Here is a 25,510-nt window from a genome sequence, read left to right as displayed (position 1 = left end):
TGAGCGGGAATCTTTTGAATTAAAGGATGATATGATTAAAAAAACGATATTCATTGCTTGGATGTGTATCATGGTTTTCTGCACTTCGCAAGCCTATGAGCAACGAAACATATTGCAAAACCATGCTACTGAGGCACTCATTCGACGTTCACTTGTGATGCAACAACAATGGGTTCCTTTCCCAAAATATGCTGATCGAGCTGGTTGGGACACGCTGTTTGGTGGAGAGAAACAAGCCATTATAGAGGCTGCAGAGCCTTTACTTGACTACCAATGGCAAGTCGTTCGGGCTACTGATTATTTAGACTATGAACGATCAGGTAACCGAAACACCATGCAGAAACCATACAATCGGAATATCAATGTCATGTGTAATCTGCTCGTCGCGGAACTCGCAGAAGGACGCGGACGCTTTGTAAACGACTTGATAAATGGTGCAATGTACTTCTGTGAAATGACGTCATGGGCGGAATCAGCTCACCTCTCTGCCTATCAGAAAAGCAAGAGAGCACTCCCTGACTACCGTGAAAGCATCTTGGAATTACGCCAAGGTGACGTCGCACAATTACTCTCTTGGACGTATTATTTCATGAGAGATCAGTTTGACAAAGTAGACCCAATAATTGCCAATCGCTTACATTTTGAATTGCAACGACGTGAACTTGACCCCTTCATTCAACGCAATGACTTTTGGTGGATGGCTCGAAACTATAAGCAAGACCGCCTACTTAACAACTGGACTCCATGGTGTAATGCCAATGCCTTGTTATGTTTCATGCTGTTAGAAGATAATCCCGAAGTACTCACTAAGGCCATTTGGCTTTCCATGCAGTCTGTAGATGAATACTTAAACTACGTGAAAAGCGACGGCGCTTGTGAGGAAGGACCTTCTTATTGGGGCCATGCGGCAGGCAAACTCTTTGAATATCTCTCCGCACTTTCACTCATTACAGGAAATAAAGTCAATCTCTTCGACGCACCATTAGTTAAGAAAATGGGCGAATATATCGCTGCTTCGACCATCGGAAATGAATGGGTTGTCAACTTCGCTGATGCCTCTGCACGGGCCAACGACCTCAATACGATGCTCATTTATCGCTATGGTTTGGCTGTCAACAGCCCCGAAATGAGAGGTATGGCAGCTCAACGTGCGAAGGCTTTCCCACCAAAACTGCCTGCAAGTTGGCTCGATCTGTTCCAAGAACTCCAAAACATTCGTTACCAATCTCAATTGAAACAAGAGAAGATTAGCTATCGTCCACCCCACTTTTCATGGTTCCCTCAGACGGAGTTTTGTTACATCCGACGCGGTAATCTGTTTCTCGCGGCAAAGGGAGGGCACAACAATGAAAGCCACAATCACAATGACATCGGCTCATGTATTCTGGCCATTGACAACCTACCTATACTCATAGATGTCGGCGTTGGCACTTATACAAAGAAAACATTCAGCAGCGAACGCTACACGATTTGGACGATGCAAAGTGATTATCACAATCTACCTATCATCAATGGGCAGTCAGAACACAATGGTATTCAATATCATTCCATGACCCCATCTGTCGATAAAAAGCGATTCAGTTTCAGTGTTGACATCGCTCAGGCCTATCCAAAAGAGGCTGCTGTTGAACGCTGGACACGGGCTTATGCGCTACAAAACAAACAATTGGTGATTACAGACGACTTCCAACTTAGTGCAAAAAAGGCTCCCAACCAGTTGAACTTCATGACCTGGGGCGACGTGAAAGTTCGCGAAAAGGGATGTATTCAACTGCATATCAAGCAGGTAAAAGCAACGTTAAACTATGATGCTCGTGTCTTCACGCCTACGATAACACCTATCGAACTCACCGACCCAAGGCTTTCAAAGGTATGGGGTGAGCGCGTCTATCGCATCACACTAACTGCCAACGACCAAGCATTGCGTGGCCAATACCGCTGCACACTGACCCAAGAATAACTTAAAACACAATGTATATGTACACTCCTAATACTCTAAACCACAACAAAATCAGTCTCAACCGAAGGCTGATTTTGCTGTTATCCCTTATATGTGTCGCTACGTTCTCTATGGCTCAACGTGCCATTTTGCCGCTCAATGACAACTGGTTATTCAGGTTTTCTCACGAAGTTCAAAAGGAAAGTGGACGCAAAGTGATGCTCCCTCACACATGGAATGCCGTTGATGCACTCAGTGGAAAGCCTGATTATAAACGCGGAATCGGCAATTATAGTCGCACACTTAACGTGCCTTTATCGTGGAAAGGCAAACGCATCTTCATACGCTTTGAAGGGGCCAACAGCGTGACTAACCTCTTTTTAAATGGCAAACACATAGGAGAACATCGCGGAGGTTATGGCGCTTTCATCTTCGAACTGACGGATAAGTTAACCTATGGTGGCCAAAACCAACTACTCGTTCGCGTCAATAATGCCGAACAATTGGACGTAATGCCGCTCGTAGGTGACTTTAATTTCTATGGCGGAATATACAGAGAAGTTGCTCTTTTGCTTACAGACAGCATCTGCATCTCACCACTTGACTATGCCTCGCCAGGCATTTATCTACGACAAACGAAGGTAAATGCACAACAAGCTGACGTGCAAACCGATGTGATTATAGACAATCCTACTCATAACAAACAAGCTGTTGATGTGTCGATAGAGGTGTTTGCCGGTACAAAGTCGGTCTTAAAACAACAAAAGACATTGGCGCTTGATGCGCAATCTACGGTACAACGCCACACCATTCCCTTCACCTTGCATCGCCCACACCTATGGAATGCCACAGAAGACCCATTTATGTATAAGGTGAAAGTGAGCCTACGACAAGGCAATCGACTACTCGACGAGGTGGAACAACCTTTGGGTTTACGCAGTTATCAAGTCAACCCATCACGCGGTTTCTTTCTCAATGGTCGACATCTTCCCCTACATGGTGTTTGCAAACATCAGGATAGAGCCGTTGTTGGCAATGCCATCACACGCGAAAACACTACAGAAGACGTTAAAATCATGCGCGAAATGGGCGTCAATGCCGTTCGCTTGGCCCACTATCCTCACGCGGCTTACACCTATGAACAAATGGATCGGGCCGGCATTGTGACGTGGGCTGAGATTCCATTTGTAGGTCCTGGTGGTTACGCCGATAAGGGATTTGTAGACAGTAAGGCTTTCCGCGATAATGGAAAACAGCAACTTGTTGAGCTCATTCGCCAGCAATTCAATCATCCAAGCATTTGTTTCTGGGGCTTATTCAATGAACTTAAGTACGAAGGTGATAACCCGTTAGACTATATTCAAGAGTTAAACAGACTGGCACATGCCGAAGATAACACGCGACTTACTACTTGTGCAAGCAACCAAATGGGGCAAATGAACTTCATTACTGACGTGATGGCATGGAACCGTTACGATGGATGGTATGGCTCAACGCCGTCTACTTTGGCCACCTTTCTTGATGAAATGCACGCCAAACACCCTCAACTCTGCATCGGAATCAGTGAGTATGGTGCCGGTGCTTCAGTCAATCATCAACAAAATTCGTTGCAACAGCCAAAGCCAAATAGCTGGTGGCATCCCGAGAACTGGCAGACTTTCTATCACATTCGCAATTGGGATATCCTCTCACATCGGCCTTATTTATGGGGTTCTTTCGTATGGAACATGTTCGACTTTGGTGCTGCTCACCGCACGGAAGGTGACCGCCCAGGCATCAACGACAAAGGACTTGTGACGTATGATCGCCGTATCAAGAAGGACGCCTATTACTTTTATAAGGCTAATTGGAATCCCGAAGCAATGGTATATATTGCTGGCAAGCGCATAACAAAACGCAAAAAGGCTAATAACGAGCTATGGGTGTTCTCCAATTGTAAATCGGTTGTACTCTCGGTTAATGGCAAACAACAGGCTTCACTCACGCCCAACGACAACTCACTCTGCACCTTCCATGTCACACTTCAGCCTGGATTAAACCGCATTGTGGCTAAAGGTACGAAAGATGGCAAGCAGGTGAGCGACGAATATGAGGTCATGTGTGAGCCAAAATTATAAAAATCATAGTGTAGAATGTAGGTTTCAACACCATAAGTGTTGCGCTTTTTAGGCGTAATCCGTCATGAGTTTAGGTAAGTTTTAACGCCAAGTAGATTGTTAAATATAGGTTTCAACGCCGTAGGTGTTGCGCTTTTGATAGCCCAGGGTTGCCAAACGATAGTGCAGGCTACCCTGGGTTGGCATATGGTTTGTGTGGAACAACGCCATAGGTGTTGCGCTTTTTCGACGTTATCCGCCATGAAATGTTTCATTGTAAGCGTGCCTTCATAGAAAAAGCGCAACACCTACGGCGTTGAATCTCCTTGCGAATGTTTACCCGGGGTAGGCTCGTTCCTCGCCAACCCCGGGCTATCAAAAGAACAACTCGTACCGAGTTGCATGGTGAGAGTATTCATAGTGGCAAATATATTCATTGGAACATTAATATAACACCGATGGCGTTGCATCGTTACAACATTGATAATGATAATTACGTTCATGGGGATATTGGCATAATACATAAAATATTGATAATTAATAACCAATACTTTGGTTTATATTAATGAAATAAATGTGATACGTTATCATTGATATTTCAATAAATCATGCCATAAATAATAAATCAACACGCATTTCGCAATGCTGTAAGCGTTGTACCTTTTCGGCGTAATCCAACATGTATTCATGCGTATATTGCCGTTAATCACACCATGATATGAATATTTCAACGCCGTAGGTGTTGCGCTTTTGATAGCCCAGGGTTGCCAAACGATAGTGCAGGCTACCCTGGGTTAACGTATGGTTTATGGGGAACAACGCCGTAGGTGTTGCGCTTTTTCGGATTAATCCGCCATGAAATGTTTCATTGTAACAATGCCTTCACAGAAAAAGCTCAACACCTACGGCGTTGAATCTCCTTGCGAATGTTTACCCGGGGTAGGCTCGTCCCTCGCCAACCCCGGGCTATCAAAAGAACAACTCGTACCGAGTTGCGTGGTGAAACAATTGTAGGCGTGGCGTGGTTGATAATAAAAGGTGAAATAGGGTAAGGCAAACAAAGCCTCTCCCCCAGCCCTTTGCTTTCCTCGTTTCGCAGGCTTCACGAACAGCGACCTATGGTTCCCCGAAGAGGGAGGGGAGTAGTTAGCCATGGAAATGGAGGAGGTCATTTTGGGGTTAATTGGGGGTGACGATAATGTTGATAATGAAGCGTAAAATAAGTTAGGCTATTTCATACGATGATTAGCCTTATTTTACACGATAAAATGACGCAAAACATTGCATGATTTGTGGCATTTTACAATGCTGGAGATAAAGGAACATAAAACAAAGGGAAATGGGGTTATGATGCTTCTGTGGCAAAGCGGTTTGTATTGGCCATGAACCACTAAACTGATTTGAAAAACATGACCCTGCAACCCCATTTATGTTACAGGCTATATCCCATTTCTTTCCCTACTAACGCTATTCCACTCATCACACTTTATGACTTATAGAATATGCCCATTTTTCGCCTTTTTCCCTTTGATTTCTTTCTTTTTATCCAAAAATATACGTACTTTTGCGAGCGTATGTACTACAAGTTTTACTTGATTGTGTTGCTTTTTTGCCTGTCGTTACCATTGAGTGCGCAGACAAAAACAGATGGGAAGCGCCCTGAAAGCGTTGCTCCTGAGGACCGAACTGTCGATATGGATGACCCTACTTTCGTACCAATGGTGCGCGTAGGAAAGATACTTCAGGGGCGAGATTCAATCCAATATGTAGAACTTAACAATGTATATGTCTACCCACAACCCGTATTTGAGAACGCACAACAACGCATGGCATACAACCGTTTGGTTTATAATGTCAAGAAAGTGCTGCCGATAGCCAAGGAGGTTAACCGCATAATCATTGAGACTTACGATTATATTCAGACGTTACCCAACAAGAAAGCCAAGGACGCTCACCTCAAATATGTGGAACAAAGCATTAAAGAAGAGTACACACCACGCATGAAGAAGCTCACCTATCAACAGGGAAAACTGCTCATTAAGTTAGTATATCGCGAGTGTGGAAGCTCTGCTTATGGTGCACTTCAAGCCGTGTTAGGCCCTGTTCGCGCGGGATTTTGGCAAGCGTTTGCATGGACTTTTGGAGCCTCTTTGACGAAGAAATATGACCCGAATGGCGTAGATCGCCTCACCGAACGTGTGGTGTTGATGGTTGAAGCCGGCCAATTATAACCGAGAAAATGAAGAAATCAATGAAGATAATGCTTGGAGTTGTCGTGGCTGCAGTGGCTATCGGTGGACTCCACTATTACAAACAAGGAAGTAAGAGTATTGAAAACACGGAGGAAGTAGAGGAGATTGAGAAAGTCACTCCCGTCGGTCCATCGTTTAATGCCGATAGCGCTTACAGCTTTGTAAAGGCACAATGCGACTTCGGTCCACGCGATATGAACAGCAGTGGGCATGAACGTTGCGCGCAATGGATAGTGAAGAAGTTCAAGGAATATGGCTGTAAGGTGACCACCCAGGATGCAACTCTCACCGGATATGACGGCACCAAGCTCAAGAGTAGCAACATTATTGCCAGTATAAACCCTGAAGCCACCACCCGAATACTGCTTTGCGCGCATTGGGATAGCCGTCCTTGGGCCGACAACGACCCTGATAGTACGAACTGGCACAAGCCAATTCTTGCCGCAAATGATGCCGCAAGTGGCGTTGCAGTGATGCTCGAGTTGGCACGAATCATCCATAACAATAAAGGCGATAAAGCCTTAAACGCTCAACTTGGCATTGACTTTGTGTGCTTTGATGCCGAAGATTGGGGGACACCTCAATGGGCAAATACCCCCGATAATGCCGATAGTTGGGCACTCGGAGCACAGTATTGGAGTAAGAATCTGCCGCGAGGTTACGAGGCACGTTATGGCATTTTACTCGATATGGTGGGTGGAGTTGGCGCGCGATTCTATAGAGAAGGCATGTCAATGCAATATGCTTCGGCGATAGTAAACAAGGTTTGGCGCGCTGCAAAAGCAGTTGGTTTTGGAAGTTATTTCCCTCAACAAGATGGAGGAATGATTACAGATGACCATGTGCCTATTAACCAATTTGCCAAGATTCCGACTATAGACATTATCCCATATTACCCAGATTGTCAGCAAAGTAGCTTTGGACCAACGTGGCATACGCTTGCCGATAATATGGAAAACATTGATAAGAACACGCTGAAAGCCGTGGGTCAGACAATGGTTCAAGTGATATATTCAGAGAAATAGTTGCACATGACAACATGAAATACGTCAACAGGGATGCACAAAGTGTGCATCCCTGTTTATCTTTTCTATGGATTTTAATGCTACTATCCTACTATGTATATAATGATTGTATAGCGTTGATAACACCAATCCACACATTTGAGATTAGTTTTGCATTGATTTAAGCTCCTTAAAACGTTACTTCGGCCTGGTCTTTTACGGCTTGCATTACCCTAAGCCAATTGCCTCCCCAAATCTTTTCGATATCTTCTTCGCTGAATTTACGGCGTAACAATTGGATGGTAAAGTTGATCATTTCGGATGCATCGGCCATACCTACGATGCCACCATCACCATCAAAGTCGGTGCCTACACCCACATGGTCGATTCCCATCACGTTGATTGCATGCTCAAGATGGGCCACTGCATCGAGTATTGTGGCTTCAGTTTCTTTCCGAAGGAAGCCATGATACATCGTGGTTTGAGCCACACCGCCTCTTGCAGCGAGTGCTCTCAGCTGGTCATCGGTTAGATTTCGTGGCACATCGCAAAGCGCTTTACAGTTGCTATGACTACAAACGATAGGCGTTTTACTTATCTCTAATGCATCATAAAAACTCTTTTCTGCCCCATGACTGAGGTCAACCATAACCCCAAGTCTATTCATTTCGTGAATAACCTGCTCGCCAAAAGCACTTACTCCGTTATGCGTTCCCGTGCCACGAGCACTATCACAGATGTCGTTATCGCCGTTATGGCAAAGCGTGATGTAAGTAATTCCACGACGAGCAAAGTGCTCTACGTTCGCAATATCAGTCTCAATAGCCAGTCCATTCTCTATACCGAGCATGATACTCTTGCGACCTTGTGCCTTGTTTAGATAGAGATCGTGAGGTGTTTTCGCGATAGAAACATACGCGTTTTCACGCTTAACAATAGCCGATATCTGGTCAAATATGCTGTCAGCATATTGCTTCGGCGTCATGTCTTCAGGGATTTCACCCGGCTTTGGGTGCTGAGGAATGTAGGCAACCATCGTCACTGCATCTTGTCTTCCATCTGACATCTTGTGGAGATCATATAGGATTCGTGGATCCCTTTGCTCGAAATGAATGCCTTGAGGGAAGAACATTGGCGTGTCACAATGGCTATCAAACGTGAGGATTCGACGGTGAATGTCTTTTGCTTTGCTAAATTCAGCACTGCGATGGATGATCCATTGGAAGAGTTTTAGACCCTCTTCTTCAAGCCATTCAGGATGCCATTGTACCCCAATGATAGCCTTTTGCTCACTACTTTCAATCGCTTCGACAATTCCATCGGGTGCGGTTGCCGTGACACGGAACTTATCTCCACATTCAGCTACAGCCTGATGATGGAATGAGTTGACATAAGTTTTCTCGCCATAAAGGTCAAACAACACACTGTTTTCACGTATGTTTATGCTATGAGTAGGCTCTTCACGCACTGCATCTTGAACGTGTTTGAGTGGTGTTTTGATATCTTGGGTCAGCCGACCTCCTAAAGCTAAGGCGATGGTTTGCATGCCACGACACGTTCCAAGAATAGGAATCTGTCGGTTATATGCTAATCTTGTGAGCAACAATTCTGGCAAATCACGCTCTGGATTAACGTGACCTAACTCTTTAAGAGGCTCTTCATTACTCCATAATGGACTATAGTCTGCTCCACCAGTAAACACAAGTCCGTCGATGCGATCAAGCATATTGATGATTACTTGATGGTCGGCCACAGGCGGAATGATAACGGGTGTGCCGCCCGCTTTAACGATTTGACGATAGTAAACGCTTCGTATCATGGCATCACCATCAGCATAATTGGCAGTGATTCCAATCATTGGGCGTTGTTGAGCCTCGGGAAATGAGGAATAAATCTCGTCAAGATATGTTCCAAGTTGATATTTCTTTATCATTTTTTCAGTTCAAAAATTAAGTTCAAAACATTTATATTCTTTCCTATTTTCAGGGTGTTTACGTTATCATAGAATACACATCCATGCTTCAACACATTGGAAACATCCCTCAAAATCATTTGAAAACAAAAATAATTAATATTATTTGAATCGACAAAAAAAGCGCGGAAATCTTTCAATCTCCGCGCTTTCAGTATGAGGAATAAATGATTTTACTTTTCTATACCTACCAATTCAACGGTGAAAATGAGTGTAGAGTAAGGCTTAATCTGCCCTGCTTGTCTTCCGCCATAAGCCAGATTCTCTGGTATACAGACTTCCCATTTGCTGCCAACTGGCATCATTGTGAGCGCTTCTGTCCATCCTTTGATGACTTCATTGCATCGGAACGTGTTGGTTTGAGGGTCGCGTTTGTAGCTACTATCAAAGACAGTACCATCTATTAAGCGTCCTTCGTACTTCACTTTTACCTTATCTGACTCCTTAGGCATAGGGCCTTTACCTTCTACAAGCACTTTATACTGCAGCCCAGAAGGCGTAGTATGCATGCCCTCTTTCTTGGCATTGGCCTTCAACCAGTCTGCATTTTCCTGTTTGTATGCTGCATTTCGTGTCTCAACAACATCCTCCATACGCTGACGATAGCGCTTAGTTGCCTCGTTTTGCGTAAAGAAAGTCGTGTCGTTTTGCAGTGCAGCAGTGAATCCATTAATAAACATTGCATGCTCAATAGAATCTTTTGATCCAGCGAAAGCCTGCTTCATATTCGGCAAAATACGGCTGTTGACCATCTCAGCAATCTGCATTCCCGCAGCATAAGCCTTGAAAGCAGGGTCTGAAACGCGTGTCTGTGCTTCACGAAATCCTTTCAGGAAGTCAGCCATATTCGTTGTATCAACCTGGAAACTCTGTTGAAGATAAGCCACAAGTCCTTCAGTTGCCGACATGCCGGCAAGGTAACTAAGCGTATCATTCGGTGAAACGAGCTTCACTATTGACGCTGGTGTTGTGGCAACAGGCTTCTTTTTCTTATCCTTTGCCTGTGTAGTAAGCGTAACGCCCGCCATGAAGACGAGCGCTAAGAGTATTAGTTTTTTCATTGTTTACAATCTTATTTCCCGCCAACCTTTACGAGTTCAATCTTAAAGATGAGTGCAGAGAAGGGCTTAATCTGGCCTTGTTCGCGGTCGCCGTAAGCCAGTTGTTGAGGAATATAGACTTCCCATACAGAGCCAGCAGGCATATGTACGAGCGCATCGGTCCATCCTTTAATCACCTGATTGGCTTTAAGTGTGATAGGTTCTCCACGCTTATAGCTGCTATCGAATACCTTTCCATCGATTGTTTTGCCTTCATAGTTGACAACAACTGTTGAAGTATCCTGAGGCATTGCACCCTTTCCTTCTTTTATTACCCTATATTGTACGCCAGAAGGAAGTGTCTTTACGCCTGCCTTTTTCTTGTTTTCAGCGAGCCATTTCTCACCGGCTGCCTTGTTAGGACCATATTGTTTCTCCATGTTCTTGCCCTTAATAGCCATCATTTTGGCTTGAGCAATCTGCTGAGCTTCCTCAGCTGTCATCTTCACGCTACCTGTCTTACCCGTTGTTCCGGCAATAAAACCAGCCATAAAGTTCTTTAATGAGATGCTCTTTGTAGAGTCTTCGCCAAACACTTCGCTATTAATGCCCTTGATCATCTGGTTAGATATCTGCTGACCTATTTGTATTCCAGCGTAATAAGCGGCTTTCTTCTTGTCGTCACCAGCGTTAGCTCCATCGTTAAGTCCTTTGATAAACTCGTCCATGTAGGTAGTATCAATCTGCATACGACCTACGAGGAAGTCCTTCAAACCTTGTGTTTGAGCCATACCCATGGCGTAACTCATCGTGTCAACATCGTTTTTCAGATCGGCCTTTGGAGTCGAATTGCCACACGCAGTGAATGTTGCGGCAGCGATAGCCATAGCGGCTACGATTGCGATTTTCTTCATTTCTAATCTTATTATAATGTATATTATTTCACTGATACAAGCTCTACATCAAATACCAACGTAGAGAATGGAGGGATAGATGCACCTGCTCCGCGCTCGCCATAACCGAGTTTATAAGGTATAAAGAAGCGATACTTGCCACCTTCTTTCATGAGTTGCAAGCCTTCTGTCCATCCGGCAATCACTTGATTGAGTGGGAACGTGGCGGTTTGTCCGCGATCATACGACGAATCGAACTTCGTTCCATCTATCAAAGTGCCTTCATAATGACACTCAACTGTGTCGGTTGCCTTTGGACTTTGACCATTTCCTTCACGCAAAACCTGGTATTGCAGCCCCGAAGCTGTCGTAATAACACCTTCCTTTTTGCCGTTTTCGGCGAGGAACTTCTCACCATCTTGCTTTGCAGCCTTACCCTTTTCGGCAGCCTCTGCCTTTTGTTTCTCCTCTTGTTTTGCAAAGAACTCCTGCACAATCTGTTGTGCTTCAGCGTCGCCGAGCTTCAAATCGCCCGCAATAACGTCTTTAATTGCCTGTGCAAAATCGTCAATATTAAGGTCTGCGGCACCCATCTGAGACAATTGTCTGCCGATGCCTATGCCGAGAGCATAGCTTACTTTATCCATAAAATCTTAAATCAATTGGTTTAAATGATACTATTTTTCGAAATCAAATGCAAAGATAGCAGAATAAAACTGAATAGAAAAGAAACGATGCTTTAATTTTATTAAAATGTAAAGGGCTTCACATAATTTTTATATATATTTGTAACACGTTTACATTGTTAGGCTATACGCGCCATGACAAAGCAGTAAACACATGATGGAAAGATACAAAAACAACAAAGAAAGATGACCAATAAAATCTCAAAAATAGTGTTTCTTACGGGTGCAGGCATGTCGGTTGAGAGTGGATTCAAGACGTTTCGCGGCAGCGATGGCCTTTGGGAAAACTATCCTGTGGATGAGATTGCCACACATCATGGCTGGGAAGACAACCCCACTAAGGTGACAAACTTCTATAATATGCTAAGAAAGAAGTTGTGGAATGCCTCACCTAACGAGGGACATCGCCTCATTCAGTCGCTGGAACAGCAGTATGAGGTGACTGTTGTGACGCAGAATGTCGACAATCTCCATGAGCGTGCCGGCTCAACTCACGTCATTCATCTGCATGGAGAGTTATCAAAGGTGTGCTCAAGTCGCGACCCTTACAACCCTGAATACATTGAAACATTAACGCCAGAGCATAGTAATGTTGAGCCAGGTACACTTGCTAAAGATGGTAGTTTGCTTCGACCTTTCATCGTTTTCTTTGAAGAAAGTGTTCCAATGATAGCCCCGGCAGCGCATGAAGTGACGTCGGCTGACCTGCTCGTTGTTATCGGAACAAGTCTCAATGTCTATCCCGCTGCAGGGTTGTTACAATACTGTCGACCTGGTGTTCCGATTTATCTCATAGACCCGAATCCCGTGAACACCAACGCCTTTCAACATGTAAAGCAGTTGCAAATGGGGGCAAGCGAGGGGATGAAACGGCTGACAGAGTTGCTCAACTCGGCTTCATCGAAAGAGACAAAAGATTGAGATTCAACCCCTGTTAAGGACTAAGTCGGGGATAAGCAGCTATTTGTAATGGCTCACTTTGCAGGTGTTTGATGAGTGAGCGCTTATAAACAAAGCCTCATCCCCAGCCCCTTTTCTTCCTCGTTTCACTGGTTCAACGAACAGCAACCTTTGGTTTTCAAAAGAGAGAACAGATTAGTTAGCCTTTGAAATAGAAGAGATTATTTGAGGGGGAATGGGGAATATTGGCGTTGTTGATAATTCATGGTAAAATGGTTTGGGGCATTTTATCGTATAAAATACGGCAAAACACTGCATGAAATGTGCCACTTTACCGCATGAAACGACTGAGATTGCCGCGTGATATGAGGCAGATTGGAAAAGGGTTTGTAACTCGTTAATAATAAAGAGGTTATTCATGAGAGCATAAAAGCCACAGGATGGGATTGACTATCAATATCAATGCCCATTTGGAATAGCTGTTTTGAGTTTATGTTTTCTTTCCTTTGAAATCAAGGAATAATAGGTTTTAGCTGATGCGCAAAATCATTCATATCGACATGGACGCTTTCTTTGCGAGCGTAGAGCAAAGAGATCATCCCGAACTTCGCGGCAAACCAATTGCCGTGGGCTATGATGGTGCGCGCGGAGTTGTGTCTACTGCCAGTTACGAAGCACGCAAGTTTGGCATTCATTCGGCTATGTCGGTACAGATGGCTAAGCGATTATGCAAGGACCTTATTATCGTAGAAGGAAGTTATCAGCATTATAAAGAGGTGTCGGCACAAATACATCACATCTTTCATGACTACACAGAACTCATCGAACCCATATCCCTTGACGAGGCTTTCCTTGATGTTACCACAAACAAGAAAGGCATTCCACTCGCTGTAGACATAGCAAAGGAAATCAAACAACGCATAAAAGACGAACTGAATCTTACGGCTTCGGCTGGTATTTCGTATAATAAGCTCTTGGCAAAGATAGCTTCTGACTATCGAAAACCCGACGGAATATGCACCATTCACCCTGACAAAGCGTTGGACTTTGTGGCAAAGCTGCCCGTAGAAGACCTCTGGGGAGTGGGTCCAAAGACGGCTTTGCGCATGCATCGCATGGGAATTTTCAACGCCCTTCAACTGCGGGCATGCTCTCTGGAGCATCTAACGATGGTGTTTGGAAAGGCGGGTCCTTCGTTCTATAACTATGCACGAGGCATTGACGAGCGTCCCGTCATCATCGAACGCACGCGGAAGTCTGTTGGCTGTGAGCACACTTTTCTTGAAGATATCAGTCTACCTTCGGCCCTGTTGATAGAACTTTATCACCTTGTTGTTGAACTTTCAGCGCGCATAAAGAAAGGAAACTTTGAAGGAAAGACCTTGACACTGAAAATCAAATATGCCGATTTCAAACAGATAACGCGTAGCATCACGAGCCATAAGCTATTGAAAACAAAGGACGATATATTGCCTTTGGCCAAGCGTTTGCTACAATTGATTAGCTATGATAATGCACATGCCATTCGATTAATGGGCCTTTCGGTGTCTAATCCGGGAATAGATGACAATGAAAATAAGGCTGAATGGATACAGTTGGAATTGGAATTTAAAGGCTATCTCAATCCCTCTAAGAAGAGAAATGCTGACAAATGAGTTCCATGAAGTATGGTTTCAGGAGATGTGTGGCGTTAAAGCATGCCGCCATTCTGCATTTTTCATGATGCGGGATGAATGAAACCTCATGACATTATGCCTTGCCCTCCCCTATATTTATACGCAAATGAGCGGCATCAAAGGTGATGTTTCCTTGCTCAATAAAGTTTCCCAACGATCCATTGTCAGCCAAGCCGCGCGGCGTTCCGACATGAAGTTTGCCGTCATCTAACAGCCATAGTCGGTCGGCAACCTGCAAAGCCTGTTCTATATCGTGGGTAGAGAGCAGAATAGTTTTGTTGAGTTTGTGGGCTAATTGATGCAAGAGCTGCATTGTTCCCACCTTACTGGGATAATCGAGAAAGGCAGTTGGCTCATCAAGGAATATCACAGGCGTTTGTTGAGCGAGTGCTTTTGCAATCATAGTCTTTTGCCTTTCGCCATCACTTAGCGTGTGGATGAGTCGCGATTGCAGTGGTTTGACGCCTGTCATCGCCATAGCTTCATCGATAATCTGTTGGTCGTTGGCCTTCAAACGGCCAAAGAAGCCTGTATAAGGATAGCGTCCCATGCCCACAAGTTCGGCCACAGTGATGTTTGCAGTGTCTAACTTTGTTGTCAACACCACGCCTATTTGCTGCGCACATTCATAAGGTTTGAGTTGCGAAATGTCCTTTCCATTAAGCTCAACACAGCCTTTCAAGGGTGGAATAAAGCCCGATAGGGTGCGCAACAATGTTGATTTGCCAACACCATTTGGGCCTAACAAACACGTAAATTCGCCTGCATGCAACACCGCCTGCAAGTCAGTTGCCACAACCTTATGCTTATACCCAATAGTTAAATGATTCAAAACGATTGATTCCATGCTGCAAAGATAATGAGAATTCATGATAGTTTTCTTAATTTTGCACGCGAAATGAGGATGCAAACTACAGCAATTCAGGAATTACAACGCCAGAAGATGCTTCTTCAAATGGAGTATTACACCGAGAAAGAAGCCTTTCGCAAGCAGACCGAAGCAATGGGACTCTTGCGAAAAGTGAAGCGTGGCGATGCCTGGTTTCCATTGTCTGTGGGGCGAAGTTACTACAATTCGATGAATCAAATGGCCTTAGAGGTCAGGCGAACTGCCGACCAAGACATCGAACATAACTTTGAATTTGGACGTCCGGCGATATTCTTCACGCTACAAAAGGTGAATGGTGAGGCCAAAGAACGATTGCACTATTTCAACTTTTCGTGTGTGGTGTCGTATGTAGATGGCGATAACATGGTTGTGATTCTCCCCGATGCAGGACGTGTTATCGACCTTCAGCACGCGCAAGGACAGGTGGGTGTGCAGCTGTTTTTTGATGAAACAAGCTATAAATGCATGTTCGATGCGCTCGATCGCGTAATCAACGCCAAGGGGAATCGATTGGCCTACCTGCGCGATTTGTTTTATTCGGGACAGCAAGCCCAGCGATTCACCTTCGAGAGTCAACGCTTTCCGTGGCTCAATCCCACACAAGAACGTGCCGTAAACGAAGTGTTGTGGGCCAAAGATGTGGCTGTGGTGCATGGGCCACCGGGCACAGGAAAGACCACAACCTTGGTCGAAGCAATCAACGAAACCTTGATGAAAGAGAGTCAAGTGCTTGTGTGTGCACAAAGCAATATGGCTTTAGACTGGATATCAGAGCAGTTGGTTGACCGCGGGATTAATGTGCTTCGCATTGGCAATCCGACGCGAGTGAACGACAAGATGTTAGGCTTTACGTATGAAAGACGCTTCGAAAGTCATCCTGATTACCCTCAACTTTGGGCCATTCGAAAGGCAATCCGTGAGCTGAGAAGCCATCGCAAACGAGGCGATGAGCGTTTCCATCAGAAGTTTGAGCATTTGAAAGCGCGCGCCACTGAACTCGAAATACGCATTAACAGCGCCCTGTTTGACGAGGCACGTGTCGTGGCTTCAACGCTCGTTGGGTCTGCAAACAGAGTATTAGAAGGCATGAAATTTGGCACACTCTTTATTGATGAAGCTGCCCAAGCCTTAGAAGCGGCGTGCTGGATTCCCATGCGTCGTGTCACAAGAGTAGTCTTTGCAGGCGACCATTGCCAGCTTCCGCCGATGGTAAAGAGCATAGCTGCGCTCAAAGCGGGATTGGGAAAGTCTCTTATGGAGCGTATCGTTGAGCACAAACCCGACGTCGTTACCCTACTTAAAATACAATATCGCATGAACGAAAAGATAATGAAGTTCTCAAGCGATTGGTTCTATCATGGTGAAGTTGAGAGTGCTCCGCAGACACGAAATCGCGGTATTTTAGACCTCGATGAACCGATAGAATGGCGTGATTCAAAGGTAGACGACGAAGAAGGTGATAGCGGAGAGTCGTTTGTGGGTGAGTCGTTTGGCCGTATCAACAAAGCCGAAGCCCAGTTAACGCTCGACACTTTAGAAGATTATTTCAAGAAGATTGGCAAGCAACGCATACTCGATGAGCATATCGATGTAGGCGTTATTTCGCCTTATCGCGCCCAAGTGCAATATCTAAGACGGCTGATTCGCAAGCGCGAAAGCTTCAAACCATATCGTCATTCCATTAGCGTGAACACCGTAGATGGCTTTCAAGGGCAAGAGCGTGACATCATTTTGATCTCTCTTGTGCGCAGCAACGATCAAGGACAAATAGGTTTTCTCAACGACCTTCGACGCATGAATGTTGCCATAACGCGTGCCCGCATGAAGTTGATTATCTTAGGTGACAAGGCAACGCTTTGCCGACATCCATTTTATCGCAAGCTGAATGAAGCAATAGAAAGCACGAATGAGCACGCATAAACTCGCTGTTTGTGGCCTCAACGCTATTGAAGAAGAAGACAAAATGGTTTTTATTATAATGATATATAAAGGTAAGAAGATTCAGGAATGACAGAACAAAGCACATTAAAACACGAAACAAGCATGACGAGTGGTGCACCTTTTCGGGCTATTTTATCGTTTGCTACCCCACTCGTTTTAGGCTATATCCTTCAACAACTCTATCTCATCATCGATGCAGTCATTGTGGGTCGCTGGATTGGCGTAGGCGCTTTGGCTGCCGTTGGGGCTTCAAGCAGCATCATGTTTCTTATTATGGGCTTCTGCAACGGAGCCTGTGCAGGCTTTGCAATCCCTGTAGCGCAAGCCTTCGGAGCCGAAAATTATCACAAGATGCGGTGCTATGTGAGCAATGCTATCCGTATAGCAGCGGTGTTGGCAGTGGTGATTATGCTGCTCTCTTGTGTGCTATGCGATAAGATTTTGCACATGGTGAATACACCGAATGAAGTGTTCCACGATGCCTATGTATTCTTGTTTCTACAGTTTTGCACAATACCTTTCACCATAACCTATAACCTATTGGCGGGTCAGATTCGGGCTTTGGGTAACTCGAAACAGCCTTTCTATTTCTTGATTATATCCTCAGTGCTAAACGTTTTCTTGGATGTGATACTGATTTTAATCCTGAAATTCGGCGTCGAAGGTGCGGGTATAGCCACCTTTTTGAGTCAGGCCTTTGCCTCATGGCTATGCTGGCGCTTCATTAAACGCAACATGCGAATACTTGTTCCCATGGGAGATGAGCGCGACTTTGACAACAAAAAAATCAGTATTCTCCTGAATAATGGCGTGCCCATGGGACTTCAATTTTCTATCACTTCGATAGGCATCATCATGCTTCAAAGTGCAAACAATGCTTTGGGAACCGTGTATGTAGCTTCGTTTACGGCTGCCGTCCGCATTAAATATCTATTTACGTGCGTGATGGAAAACATTGGGGTGTCCATGGCAACCTATTGCGGTCAGAACATAGGTGCCAAGAAACTCGATCGGGTTAAAGCCGGAGTGCGTGACGCAATGTGGTTAGTGATGGGCTATTTTGTTCTGACAGTGCTTGTCATCTATCCTTTTGCCGACCAGATGATGATGCTTTTTGTCGACAGCAGTGAGCATGCAGTGATAGCCAACGCCGCCCAACTGATGCGCATTTGCAACTGGTTTTATCCGGCTTTAGGCATTCTCGTCATCCTTCGTTATAGCATTCAAGGCCTCGGTTACAGCAATCTCAGCATGATGAGTGGCGTGATGGAAATGTTCGCACGCTGTGGAGTGAGCCTCTGGTTAGTGCCTGCCGTGGCATGGCTCGGCGTTTGTTATGCCGACCCTGTAGCCTGGATAATGGCCGACATCTTCCTTATTCCCGCCTATTTCTGGCTATTGCAACGCCTAAGAAAAAAGATTATGGTTGCCGCATAATCATGATTTGAAAGAACACTATGCAATAAGCATGAAATAGAGAAAAAAGTGCTTCTGTCAACGACATAAACACCAAATAGAGAAAAAAGTGCTTCTGTCAACGACATAAACACCAAATGGAGAAAAAAAGTGCTTCTGACAACGACATAAACACCAAATGGAGAAAAAAAGCGCTTCTGTCAACGACATAAACACCAAATGGAGAAAAAAAGCGCTTCTGTCAACGACATAAACACCAAATGGAGAAAAAAAGTGCTTCTGACAACGACATAAACATGAAAAAGGAAATTTCCATGCTACATACAACGTATGGAACACCAAAATGAAGAAATTCGTGTTACATACAACGTATCAAGCGCAAAAAAAAGGAATTTGGAGTTAGATACAATGCATCAAGCATTAAAAAGGGGATTTTCATGCTTCTGCGTGGCGCAGAAAGACCAAATGGAGATTTTTCATGCTTCCGCGTGGCGCAGAAAGACCAAAAAGAGGTTTTAGGTGTTACAGCGTGGCGCGGAAAGGCCTAAATAAACTTGTAATCTGCTGCCGTGTGTATTCCTTGCCATGAAAGGCTAAGATAGCCGTGTGAGAGGGGGTTTCAAGAGGGATTGTACGAATTTGGAATGAATTTGTATTATAATTCTATACCAGTTAAAACGAAGTCTGTAATTTTGCGGAAACAAACTAACAATTATATATAACCTTCTTGTTAATCATGAGTAAATTTAAAAAAATCATTACCCGGAGAAGCGTCTTATCATTCGTATTGATGTTTGTATCAATCGTGATGAGTGCTCAAATCAAAGTTTCGGGCGTCGTAAAAGACGATGCAGGTGAACCCATGCCGGGAGTAAGTGTGATGATAAAAGGGACGAATGTCGGTGTTGTCACCGATGTTAATGGTCTTTTTAGTCTACAAACCGACCGCAAGAATGCAGTTCTTTCGTTTTCGTTCTTAGGTTATACCACGCAAGAACAGAAGTTGCAAACAGGAAAACTGATGACTGTCACGATGCAGGAAGACCACCAGGTGCTTGACGAGGTAGTCGTTGTCGGCTATCAAGAAGTGAGGAAACGTGACCTCACGGGCTCGGTGTCTAAAGCAGATGTGAGTGCGCTGACGAGTACTCCTGTTTCGTCATTCGACCAGACTTTAGGAGGTCGCTTGGCGGGAGTCAACGTGTCTTCTAATGAGGGTATGCCTGGCGGAAGCATGAAAATTGTGATTCGAGGCAACAACTCTTTGACGCAAGAGAACTCGCCCTTGTATGTTATTGACGGTTTCCCGGTTGAAGATCCAAGCATTGCGAGTTCAATTAATCCCTCGGATATTGCTTCGATTGATGTTTTGAAAGATGCTTCTGCCGCAGCCATTTATGGTGCGCGAGGCGCAAATGGTGTGGTGATTATCGTTACAAAGAGCGGTAAGACAGGCCGTCCAAAGGTGAATTATGACGGCAGCGTAGGTTGGCAGAGCGTATCAAAGACCATCCCAATGATGAATGCCTATGAGTTTGTTGCCTTGCAAAATGAGATGTATCCAGAGATTGTTAAGAACTCATATCTATCGCTTTATGATGGAAAGCAATGGACAATGGACGATTATAAGCATATTCCTCAATATGATTGGCAGGATATGATCTTCAGAACAGCACCTATTCAGAATCACAATGTGAGTCTGACGGGAGGAAGTGAAGACGTTAGATATACCGCCTCACTATCTTATTTTGATCAAGATGGTATTGTGCAGAATTCTAATTATAACCGCATTCAGGGGCGCTTGGCAACCAATTTAAAATATAAGAAGTGGAAAGTTAACCTCAACGTAAACTATGCACAGTCGAACCAAACGGGTCAGTCTCCTTCGCAGACTTCTTATTCTGGCATGAACAACCTATTCTATAGTGTGTGGGGTTATCGTCCGGTGACCCAGCCAGGAGTTCCACTTCATACGCTTGTTGAACGTGCAACGGATGAGGATGTGAACAACACAAACGACTATCGTTTCAATCCAATCATGTCGTTGAACAATGAGTATAACAAACGCACCACTACCTACATGCAGTTTAATGGCTTCGTAGAATATGAACTCATGAAAGGACTTCGTTTGAAGGTTTCGGGCGGATATACTGATAACCGCATGAATACGGATAACTTCAATAACTCGAAAACACGTTATGGAGGACCGACATCTATAGAGAAAGTAAATGCACAAGTGGCGCGTGCTCAACGTCAAACATGGCTCAATGAGAATACTTTAACTTGGCAAACAAACATTCAAAAGCGCCATTATTTCAATTCTTTATTGGGTTTCTCACTACAGAATTCTGACTTCGAATATTATCGTTTCAAGACGATAAAAATACCAAACGAGAGCTTAGGAATGGCTGGAATGAGCGACGGAACACCAACCATCACACGCTCAGAGAAGTCATCTTGGGCGATGATGTCTTATTTCGGACGCTTCAACTACAACTATAAGTCGAAATATTATGCTACGATGACGATGCGTGCCGACGGCAGTTCTAAGTTCCGTGGCAATAATCGTTTCGGATATTTTCCATCGGGTTCATTGGCTTGGAACTTTACCGAAGAGCAGTTTATGAAGCCAGTTCGCAAGGTGCTCAATAGCGGAAAGCTTCGTCTAAGCTGGGGACTCACGGGAAACAATCGCGTGGGTGAGTATGACACCTATGGCATTTATCAACTCTTAAAAGACCGCACAGGCGACCTCATCTCATTGGGAAGTGTGCCCAGTGGCGTTTATCCTTATAACAATGACAATACAAATGTCGGCATGGTTCCAGTCTCTATACCAAACAAAGACTTGAAATGGGAGACTACGGAGCAATGGAACTTAGGTGTTGATTTGGGCTTCCTTAACGATAGAATTGGCTTGACCGTTGATTTATATCATAAGGTAACACGCGACCTTCTGCTGGTATCGAGTCTGCCTTTATCATCGGGTTTCATCAGTGCAATGAAGAATGTTGGAAAGGTTAGAAACCAAGGTCTTGAAATCACCTTGAACACAACAAACATCAAGACCAAGCATTTTACGTGGACCAGCAACTTTAACATTGCCTTCAACCGCAACAAAGTGTTGGCACTTTCAGAAAATCAGACCGCCCTACTCACCTCTGCTCAGTTTGATCAGAACTTCAATTCGCAAAGCAGTTACATTGCAAAGGTGGGCCATTCTATGGGAGCTATGTATGGATATATTTATGAAGGAACGTATAAATTGGATGACTTCAACAAGTCAGGAAATAGCTATACGCTGAAATCGAATGTTCCTTACTATACCTCTGAAGCCAACACACAACCTGGAATGCCTAAATATCGCGACCTAAATGGCGATGGTGTCATCAACACGAACGACTGTACATTCATCGGTAACGGCCTTCCCACACACACAGGTGGCTTTACCAACAACTTCAACTATCGTGATTTCGATTTCAGTTTCTTCTTCCAATGGTCGTATGGAAACGACGTTTTGAATGCCAATCGACTGATGTTTGAAAGCTCATGGAACCGTACACGCGAGCTGAATCAATTTGCAAGCTATGCTGATCGCTGGACGATTGACAACCCAACAAGCAATATTCCTCGTGCAACCTCATCGAGTTCAAATCGCGTCTTCTCTTCACGCATCATTGAAGATGGTTCTTTCTTGCGTCTGAAGACCTTGACTTTGGGTTACACCGTTCCTCGAAAAGCAATCTCACGCGTAGGAATCGACCAACTCAGAATATACTTTGCAGCACAGAATCTCTTCACCATTAGCAACTATAGTGGCTATGACCCAGAGGTGTCTATTAGAGAAAGTGCGCTGACTCCGGGCTTAGATTTCTCAGCATATCCACGTGCCCGCAGCTTCAGCTTCGGTATTAATCTTGGTTTCTAACTATTAACTGCAACACATTATGAAAGTAAGTAATATATATATCATAGCGCTTGGAATTATCGTTTCATTGCTATCGAGTTGTAACTTCCTTGACAAGGAACCAACAAGTACAACGTCAGGGAGTTACTTTAAGAACGAATCAGAAGCTGAACTATTCCTAAAAGGCATCTATGCTCCTATTACTGAGACCGCCTTTTACGGCAATGATTACTTCTATCTCGTAGGAGGTGACGACCTCGAAGCCTATGGAGGACCTGGTCGTTCGCCATCAACGAGGGGGTTGATTTGCAACAATGCAAACAGCAGTGACCCTGCAGTCGCAGCATACTGGTATACACTTTACACCGGAATTAACCGTGCAAACATCTTCTTGGAGGAGGTGAATGGAGTGCCTGGACTATCAGAATCCATGATAAAGACCATGTCTTCAGAAGCTCGTTTCCTCCGTGCCTTCTACTATTTCAACTTAGTTCAATGCTGGGGAGATGTGCCTTTCAGAACCCATTCCACGCAATCGGTGTATGGACTACAAACTGCTCGTACGCCAAAAGAAGAGATTTATGACTTCATTTGCAAGGAAATGGAAGAGAGTGTTGACGGACTTAAGCACGCTTCGGAAGTCAGTTTCTTGCCCGGAGGCATAACAAAATCAGCTGCATGGGGCATCTTGGCACGCGTCTATATGTTTAGAGCTGGCGAATGTTTCCGCGATCATACCACCCCAAATGAAGCCTTAAGAAAAGACTATTTCACTAAGGCTGGGGCATTTGCACAAAGAGTTATGAACGAAGGTCACACGCTTGCACCGCATTATTGGGATTTCTTCATCGACCAATGTTCTGATAAATATAACACAACAGGCAAGGAAAGTATCTGGGAAGCAGAATATACGGGCAACTATAGCACGGATACTCGCACCGAAGGTCGTGTGGGAAATATCATCGGAATCCAAGCACCCGACTTGTCAAGCAAAACAGATATCACAGGGAAATTAGACCCAGGATTCGGTTATTGCTTCTTCTGGAGCACACCAAAGCTTTATGAACTCTATGAAAAGAATGGCGATAAAGACCGCATGAACTGGAATATTGCCCCCTTCTCTTACACACAATCCAAAGTGGGTAAAGGCGTTGATGGACGCGTTTTCGAGAAAGGTAAGTTGCAAGAAGTAAAGACTCAGTATTACAATCAATCCTATAGCTATGGTGATATGCCTTCAACAGCAAAGACAGGTGACCGAGAAAAGGCCGTAGCTTCAACAGATTACAGCCGTATGTGTGGCAAATGGCGCCGTGAATATGAACCCGATAAGAAGAACAAGAACTTCACACTCATCAACTTCCCCATCCTTCGATATTCCGATGTGTTGCTGATGGTGGCAGAATGTGAGAATGAAATCCACGGCGGTCCAACGACTTTGGCTTATCAATGCATCAACATGGTGCGCCAACGTGCAGGAATTGCTACGCTCGCTGGACTCAATCAAGAAGACTTCCGCAATGCAATCAAAGACGAACGTGCCATGGAATTATGTTTTGAAATGACACGAAGATTTGACTTAATTCGCTGGGGTGACTTCACAAAGGATATGAATGCACTGGTTGAAAGAGCTAAAAACGGAACGAACTGGAACTTTGGACCATCCAATGTTTACACTTATTTCCAAGTCTCTGACGCCTATAACTATTTCCCAATTCCTTCGAATGAAATGGCAATCAACAAAAAGATTGTCGCTAATAACCCTGGTTGGTAGAAAGTAAAAGCATAGAGAACACACGACAAAGTGATAGACTTTGTCGTGTAAAGTGACTCTAATCATTTAATCATTCAATACAAATTAAACAACATGAAACGCTATATATATATGTGGATTCCTCTATTTGCCTTTATACTCTCAGCGTGTGAAGACGATATGAAGGAACAAGTTACCTTAAATGTAAAGGCGATTACGCAAGAAAACACCCAGCAAGCTGGCGACAATATCATTGTAAAAAAAGGATCGCCCCTAACATTTGCACTGACAGGCCAACCCGACTTCATCACTTTTTACAGTGGTGAAGCTGGCCATCAGTATGCTTATAAGGACCGCGATCAAGTGGCTTTTGACGACATCGCCTCATCAAAACTCACCTTCTCTGTTTGGTATCAATATGGAAATGCAGCCTCTTCGGCTGACCTTATGAGATTCTATATCTCAGAATCATTCCCTGGTTTAGCAAAGAATGCCTTCAAAGAAGATTCTACTTTGGTAGAGAGCTTCTCATGGAAAAACCTCGTTGAGCCTGCACAACTGCCTACTGCACCGAGCAATGCAGCCCATGCCAGCTCCTATGAGATTGATTTCACTCCCTATTTAGGTAAGCGTATCACCATCGCGGCATGCTATAAACCTCATACTAACATTGCTCCGCAACCGCGAGTTAACGTTGTTGGCATGAAGATTGTCAACACCATGAAAGATGGAACAAGTTCAACGCTCTATGCAAGTGGCTTCAACTTCACTGCACTGAACATGATGTGCCACCACAATTTGGCTGATCAGAAGACAATGACAGGCAATCGTGAGTATGGAACGGTATCGAATAATACGAGTGGAGTGTGGAATCTTACAGGCTCATCAAAAGGAGACTTCTTCATTCATAGCTCTGCAACAGGTGCTAAATTGAAATATTCATGGTTGGTTTCTGACTTGATTTTGGCGAACGCTTGCTCTCCTGATCGAGGCGTAAGCATAAAGAATACCACAGAAAGTCTGTCTTCCTACACCTATATATATAATAAGGTGGGACAATACAAGGCTGTGTTTGTTGCAACAAACGGCAACTATAAGTCAGAGAGTAGAGTCGTAAAAGAAATAAACATCCAAGTTGTTGATTGA

At 44.4% G+C, this 25,510-nt stretch carries 18 protein-coding genes; 11 read left to right on the top strand and 7 right to left on the bottom strand.

Annotated elements, in window-relative coordinates; translation table 11 throughout:
* Positions 1-31: 31 nt before the first annotated feature.
* A complete protein-coding gene (locus HMPREF9145_RS05620; protein ID WP_021825428.1) occupies positions 32-1,960 on the top strand; it encodes a heparinase II/III family protein in 1,929 nt (642 codons plus the stop codon).
* 17 nt (positions 1,961-1,977) lie between these two features.
* Positions 1,978-4,056 (top strand): beta-glucuronidase LacZ4, encoded by a 2,079-nt coding sequence (gene lacZ4 / locus HMPREF9145_RS05615; RefSeq protein ID WP_021825422.1) that lies wholly within the window; start codon positions 1,978-1,980, stop codon positions 4,054-4,056.
* Positions 4,057-4,343: 287 nt separating this feature from the next.
* Here the strand turns inward: lacZ4 and HMPREF9145_RS12775 are convergent, their stop codons facing one another.
* Together HMPREF9145_RS12775 and HMPREF9145_RS12770 are read right to left on the bottom strand one after the other, a co-directional pair.
* Positions 4,344-4,538: a hypothetical protein gene (locus HMPREF9145_RS12775; protein WP_231369759.1), complete on the bottom strand. Its 195-nt coding sequence runs from the start codon at positions 4,536-4,538 to the stop codon at positions 4,344-4,346.
* A 399-nt stretch (positions 4,539-4,937) separates the two neighbouring features.
* Complete coding sequence (locus tag HMPREF9145_RS12770; protein WP_155945274.1) at positions 4,938-5,207, bottom strand: hypothetical protein; 270 nt, start codon at positions 5,205-5,207, stop codon at positions 4,938-4,940.
* A 402-nt stretch (positions 5,208-5,609) separates the two neighbouring features.
* Between HMPREF9145_RS12770 and HMPREF9145_RS05610 the strand changes: the two genes are divergently transcribed.
* Together HMPREF9145_RS05610 and HMPREF9145_RS05605 are read left to right on the top strand one after the other, a co-directional pair.
* Entirely contained in the window at positions 5,610-6,266 is a 657-nt protein-coding gene (locus HMPREF9145_RS05610) for a DUF4294 domain-containing protein (RefSeq protein ID WP_021825401.1), read from the top strand.
* An 8-nt stretch (positions 6,267-6,274) separates the two neighbouring features.
* Positions 6,275-7,312 (top strand): M28 family peptidase, encoded by a 1,038-nt coding sequence (locus tag HMPREF9145_RS05605; RefSeq protein WP_021825389.1) that lies wholly within the window; start codon positions 6,275-6,277, stop codon positions 7,310-7,312.
* Between the two features lie 169 nt (positions 7,313-7,481).
* Here HMPREF9145_RS05605 and HMPREF9145_RS05600 read toward each other — a convergent pair whose 3' ends face one another.
* The 4 genes from HMPREF9145_RS05600 to HMPREF9145_RS05585 form a co-directional block, all read right to left on the bottom strand.
* Positions 7,482-9,224: a membrane dipeptidase gene (locus HMPREF9145_RS05600; protein WP_021825399.1), complete on the bottom strand. Its 1,743-nt coding sequence runs from the start codon at positions 9,222-9,224 to the stop codon at positions 7,482-7,484.
* 212 nt (positions 9,225-9,436) lie between these two features.
* Complete coding sequence (locus HMPREF9145_RS05595; RefSeq protein WP_036906766.1) at positions 9,437-10,324, bottom strand: FKBP-type peptidyl-prolyl cis-trans isomerase; 888 nt, start codon at positions 10,322-10,324, stop codon at positions 9,437-9,439.
* Between the two features lie 11 nt (positions 10,325-10,335).
* A complete protein-coding gene (locus tag HMPREF9145_RS05590; RefSeq protein WP_007135246.1) occupies positions 10,336-11,217 on the bottom strand; it encodes an FKBP-type peptidyl-prolyl cis-trans isomerase in 882 nt (293 codons plus the stop codon).
* Positions 11,218-11,240: 23 nt separating this feature from the next.
* Positions 11,241-11,843, bottom strand: coding sequence for an FKBP-type peptidyl-prolyl cis-trans isomerase (locus HMPREF9145_RS05585; protein WP_021825429.1), 603 nt, complete (start codon positions 11,841-11,843; stop codon positions 11,241-11,243).
* 225 nt (positions 11,844-12,068) lie between these two features.
* Between HMPREF9145_RS05585 and HMPREF9145_RS05580 the strand changes: the two genes are divergently transcribed.
* On the top strand, positions 12,069-12,803 hold the full coding sequence (locus HMPREF9145_RS05580) for an SIR2 family NAD-dependent protein deacylase (RefSeq protein ID WP_021825390.1): 735 nt from the start codon (positions 12,069-12,071) through the stop codon (positions 12,801-12,803).
* A 515-nt stretch (positions 12,804-13,318) separates the two neighbouring features.
* Positions 13,319-14,437 (top strand): DNA polymerase IV, encoded by a 1,119-nt coding sequence (dinB, locus tag HMPREF9145_RS05575; protein ID WP_021825414.1) that lies wholly within the window; start codon positions 13,319-13,321, stop codon positions 14,435-14,437.
* A gap of 94 nt (positions 14,438-14,531) precedes the next feature.
* On the opposite strand, the gene HMPREF9145_RS05570 is transcribed toward dinB, so the two are convergent.
* Positions 14,532-15,305, bottom strand: coding sequence for an ABC transporter ATP-binding protein (locus tag HMPREF9145_RS05570; protein ID WP_036906764.1), 774 nt, complete (start codon positions 15,303-15,305; stop codon positions 14,532-14,534).
* Positions 15,306-15,356: 51 nt separating this feature from the next.
* Between HMPREF9145_RS05570 and HMPREF9145_RS05565 the strand changes: the two genes are divergently transcribed.
* The 5 genes from HMPREF9145_RS05565 to HMPREF9145_RS05545 all read left to right on the top strand — a co-directional run bounded on the left by HMPREF9145_RS05565 (position 15,357) and on the right by HMPREF9145_RS05545 (position 25,510).
* Positions 15,357-17,267 (top strand): AAA domain-containing protein, encoded by a 1,911-nt coding sequence (locus tag HMPREF9145_RS05565; protein ID WP_196809747.1) that lies wholly within the window; start codon positions 15,357-15,359, stop codon positions 17,265-17,267.
* Positions 17,268-17,354: 87 nt separating this feature from the next.
* Complete coding sequence (locus tag HMPREF9145_RS05560) at positions 17,355-18,725, top strand: MATE family efflux transporter (RefSeq protein WP_036906762.1); 1,371 nt, start codon at positions 17,355-17,357, stop codon at positions 18,723-18,725.
* 769 nt (positions 18,726-19,494) lie between these two features.
* Entirely contained in the window at positions 19,495-22,632 is a 3,138-nt protein-coding gene (locus HMPREF9145_RS05555) for a SusC/RagA family TonB-linked outer membrane protein (protein ID WP_394357108.1), read from the top strand.
* 19 nt (positions 22,633-22,651) lie between these two features.
* Positions 22,652-24,385 (top strand): RagB/SusD family nutrient uptake outer membrane protein, encoded by a 1,734-nt coding sequence (locus tag HMPREF9145_RS05550; protein WP_021825400.1) that lies wholly within the window; start codon positions 22,652-22,654, stop codon positions 24,383-24,385.
* A 93-nt stretch (positions 24,386-24,478) separates the two neighbouring features.
* Positions 24,479-25,510, top strand: coding sequence for a DUF5017 domain-containing protein (locus tag HMPREF9145_RS05545; protein WP_021825363.1), 1,032 nt, complete (start codon positions 24,479-24,481; stop codon positions 25,508-25,510).

The organism is Segatella salivae F0493, assembly GCF_000477535.1.
Lineage (GTDB): Bacteria > Bacteroidota > Bacteroidia > Bacteroidales > Bacteroidaceae > Prevotella > Prevotella salivae.
Note: the sequence above shows the minus strand (reverse complement) of the source record. Positions and strands in the feature narration are given on the sequence as shown.

Bases quoted from the DNA above. Each gene is read 5' to 3' on its own strand.
- HMPREF9145_RS12775 (WP_231369759.1), bottom strand. From the start codon at position 4,538: ATGAACGTAATTATCATTATCAATGTTGTAACGATGCAACGCCATCGG.
- lacZ4 (WP_021825422.1), top strand. From the start codon at position 1,978: ATGTACACTCCTAATACTCTAAACCACAACAAAATCAGTCTCAACCGA.
- HMPREF9145_RS05585 (WP_021825429.1), bottom strand. From the start codon at position 11,843: ATGGATAAAGTAAGCTATGCTCTCGGCATAGGCATCGGCAGACAATTG.
- HMPREF9145_RS05570 (WP_036906764.1), bottom strand. From the start codon at position 15,305: ATGGAATCAATCGTTTTGAATCATTTAACTATTGGGTATAAGCATAAG.
- HMPREF9145_RS05605 (WP_021825389.1), top strand. From the start codon at position 6,275: ATGAAGAAATCAATGAAGATAATGCTTGGAGTTGTCGTGGCTGCAGTG.
- HMPREF9145_RS05560 (WP_036906762.1), top strand. From the start codon at position 17,355: ATGACAGAACAAAGCACATTAAAACACGAAACAAGCATGACGAGTGGT.
- HMPREF9145_RS05550 (WP_021825400.1), top strand. From the start codon at position 22,652: ATGAAAGTAAGTAATATATATATCATAGCGCTTGGAATTATCGTTTCA.
- HMPREF9145_RS05555 (WP_394357108.1), top strand. From the start codon at position 19,495: ATGTTTGTATCAATCGTGATGAGTGCTCAAATCAAAGTTTCGGGCGTC.
- HMPREF9145_RS12770 (WP_155945274.1), bottom strand. From the start codon at position 5,207: ATGACCTCCTCCATTTCCATGGCTAACTACTCCCCTCCCTCTTCGGGG.
- HMPREF9145_RS05600 (WP_021825399.1), bottom strand. From the start codon at position 9,224: ATGATAAAGAAATATCAACTTGGAACATATCTTGACGAGATTTATTCC.
- HMPREF9145_RS05620 (WP_021825428.1), top strand. From the start codon at position 32: ATGATTAAAAAAACGATATTCATTGCTTGGATGTGTATCATGGTTTTC.
- HMPREF9145_RS05590 (WP_007135246.1), bottom strand. From the start codon at position 11,217: ATGAAGAAAATCGCAATCGTAGCCGCTATGGCTATCGCTGCCGCAACA.
- HMPREF9145_RS05595 (WP_036906766.1), bottom strand. From the start codon at position 10,324: ATGAAAAAACTAATACTCTTAGCGCTCGTCTTCATGGCGGGCGTTACG.
- HMPREF9145_RS05545 (WP_021825363.1), top strand. From the start codon at position 24,479: ATGAAACGCTATATATATATGTGGATTCCTCTATTTGCCTTTATACTC.
- HMPREF9145_RS05565 (WP_196809747.1), top strand. From the start codon at position 15,357: ATGAGGATGCAAACTACAGCAATTCAGGAATTACAACGCCAGAAGATG.
- HMPREF9145_RS05580 (WP_021825390.1), top strand. From the start codon at position 12,069: ATGACCAATAAAATCTCAAAAATAGTGTTTCTTACGGGTGCAGGCATG.
- dinB (WP_021825414.1), top strand. From the start codon at position 13,319: ATGCGCAAAATCATTCATATCGACATGGACGCTTTCTTTGCGAGCGTA.
- HMPREF9145_RS05610 (WP_021825401.1), top strand. From the start codon at position 5,610: ATGTACTACAAGTTTTACTTGATTGTGTTGCTTTTTTGCCTGTCGTTA.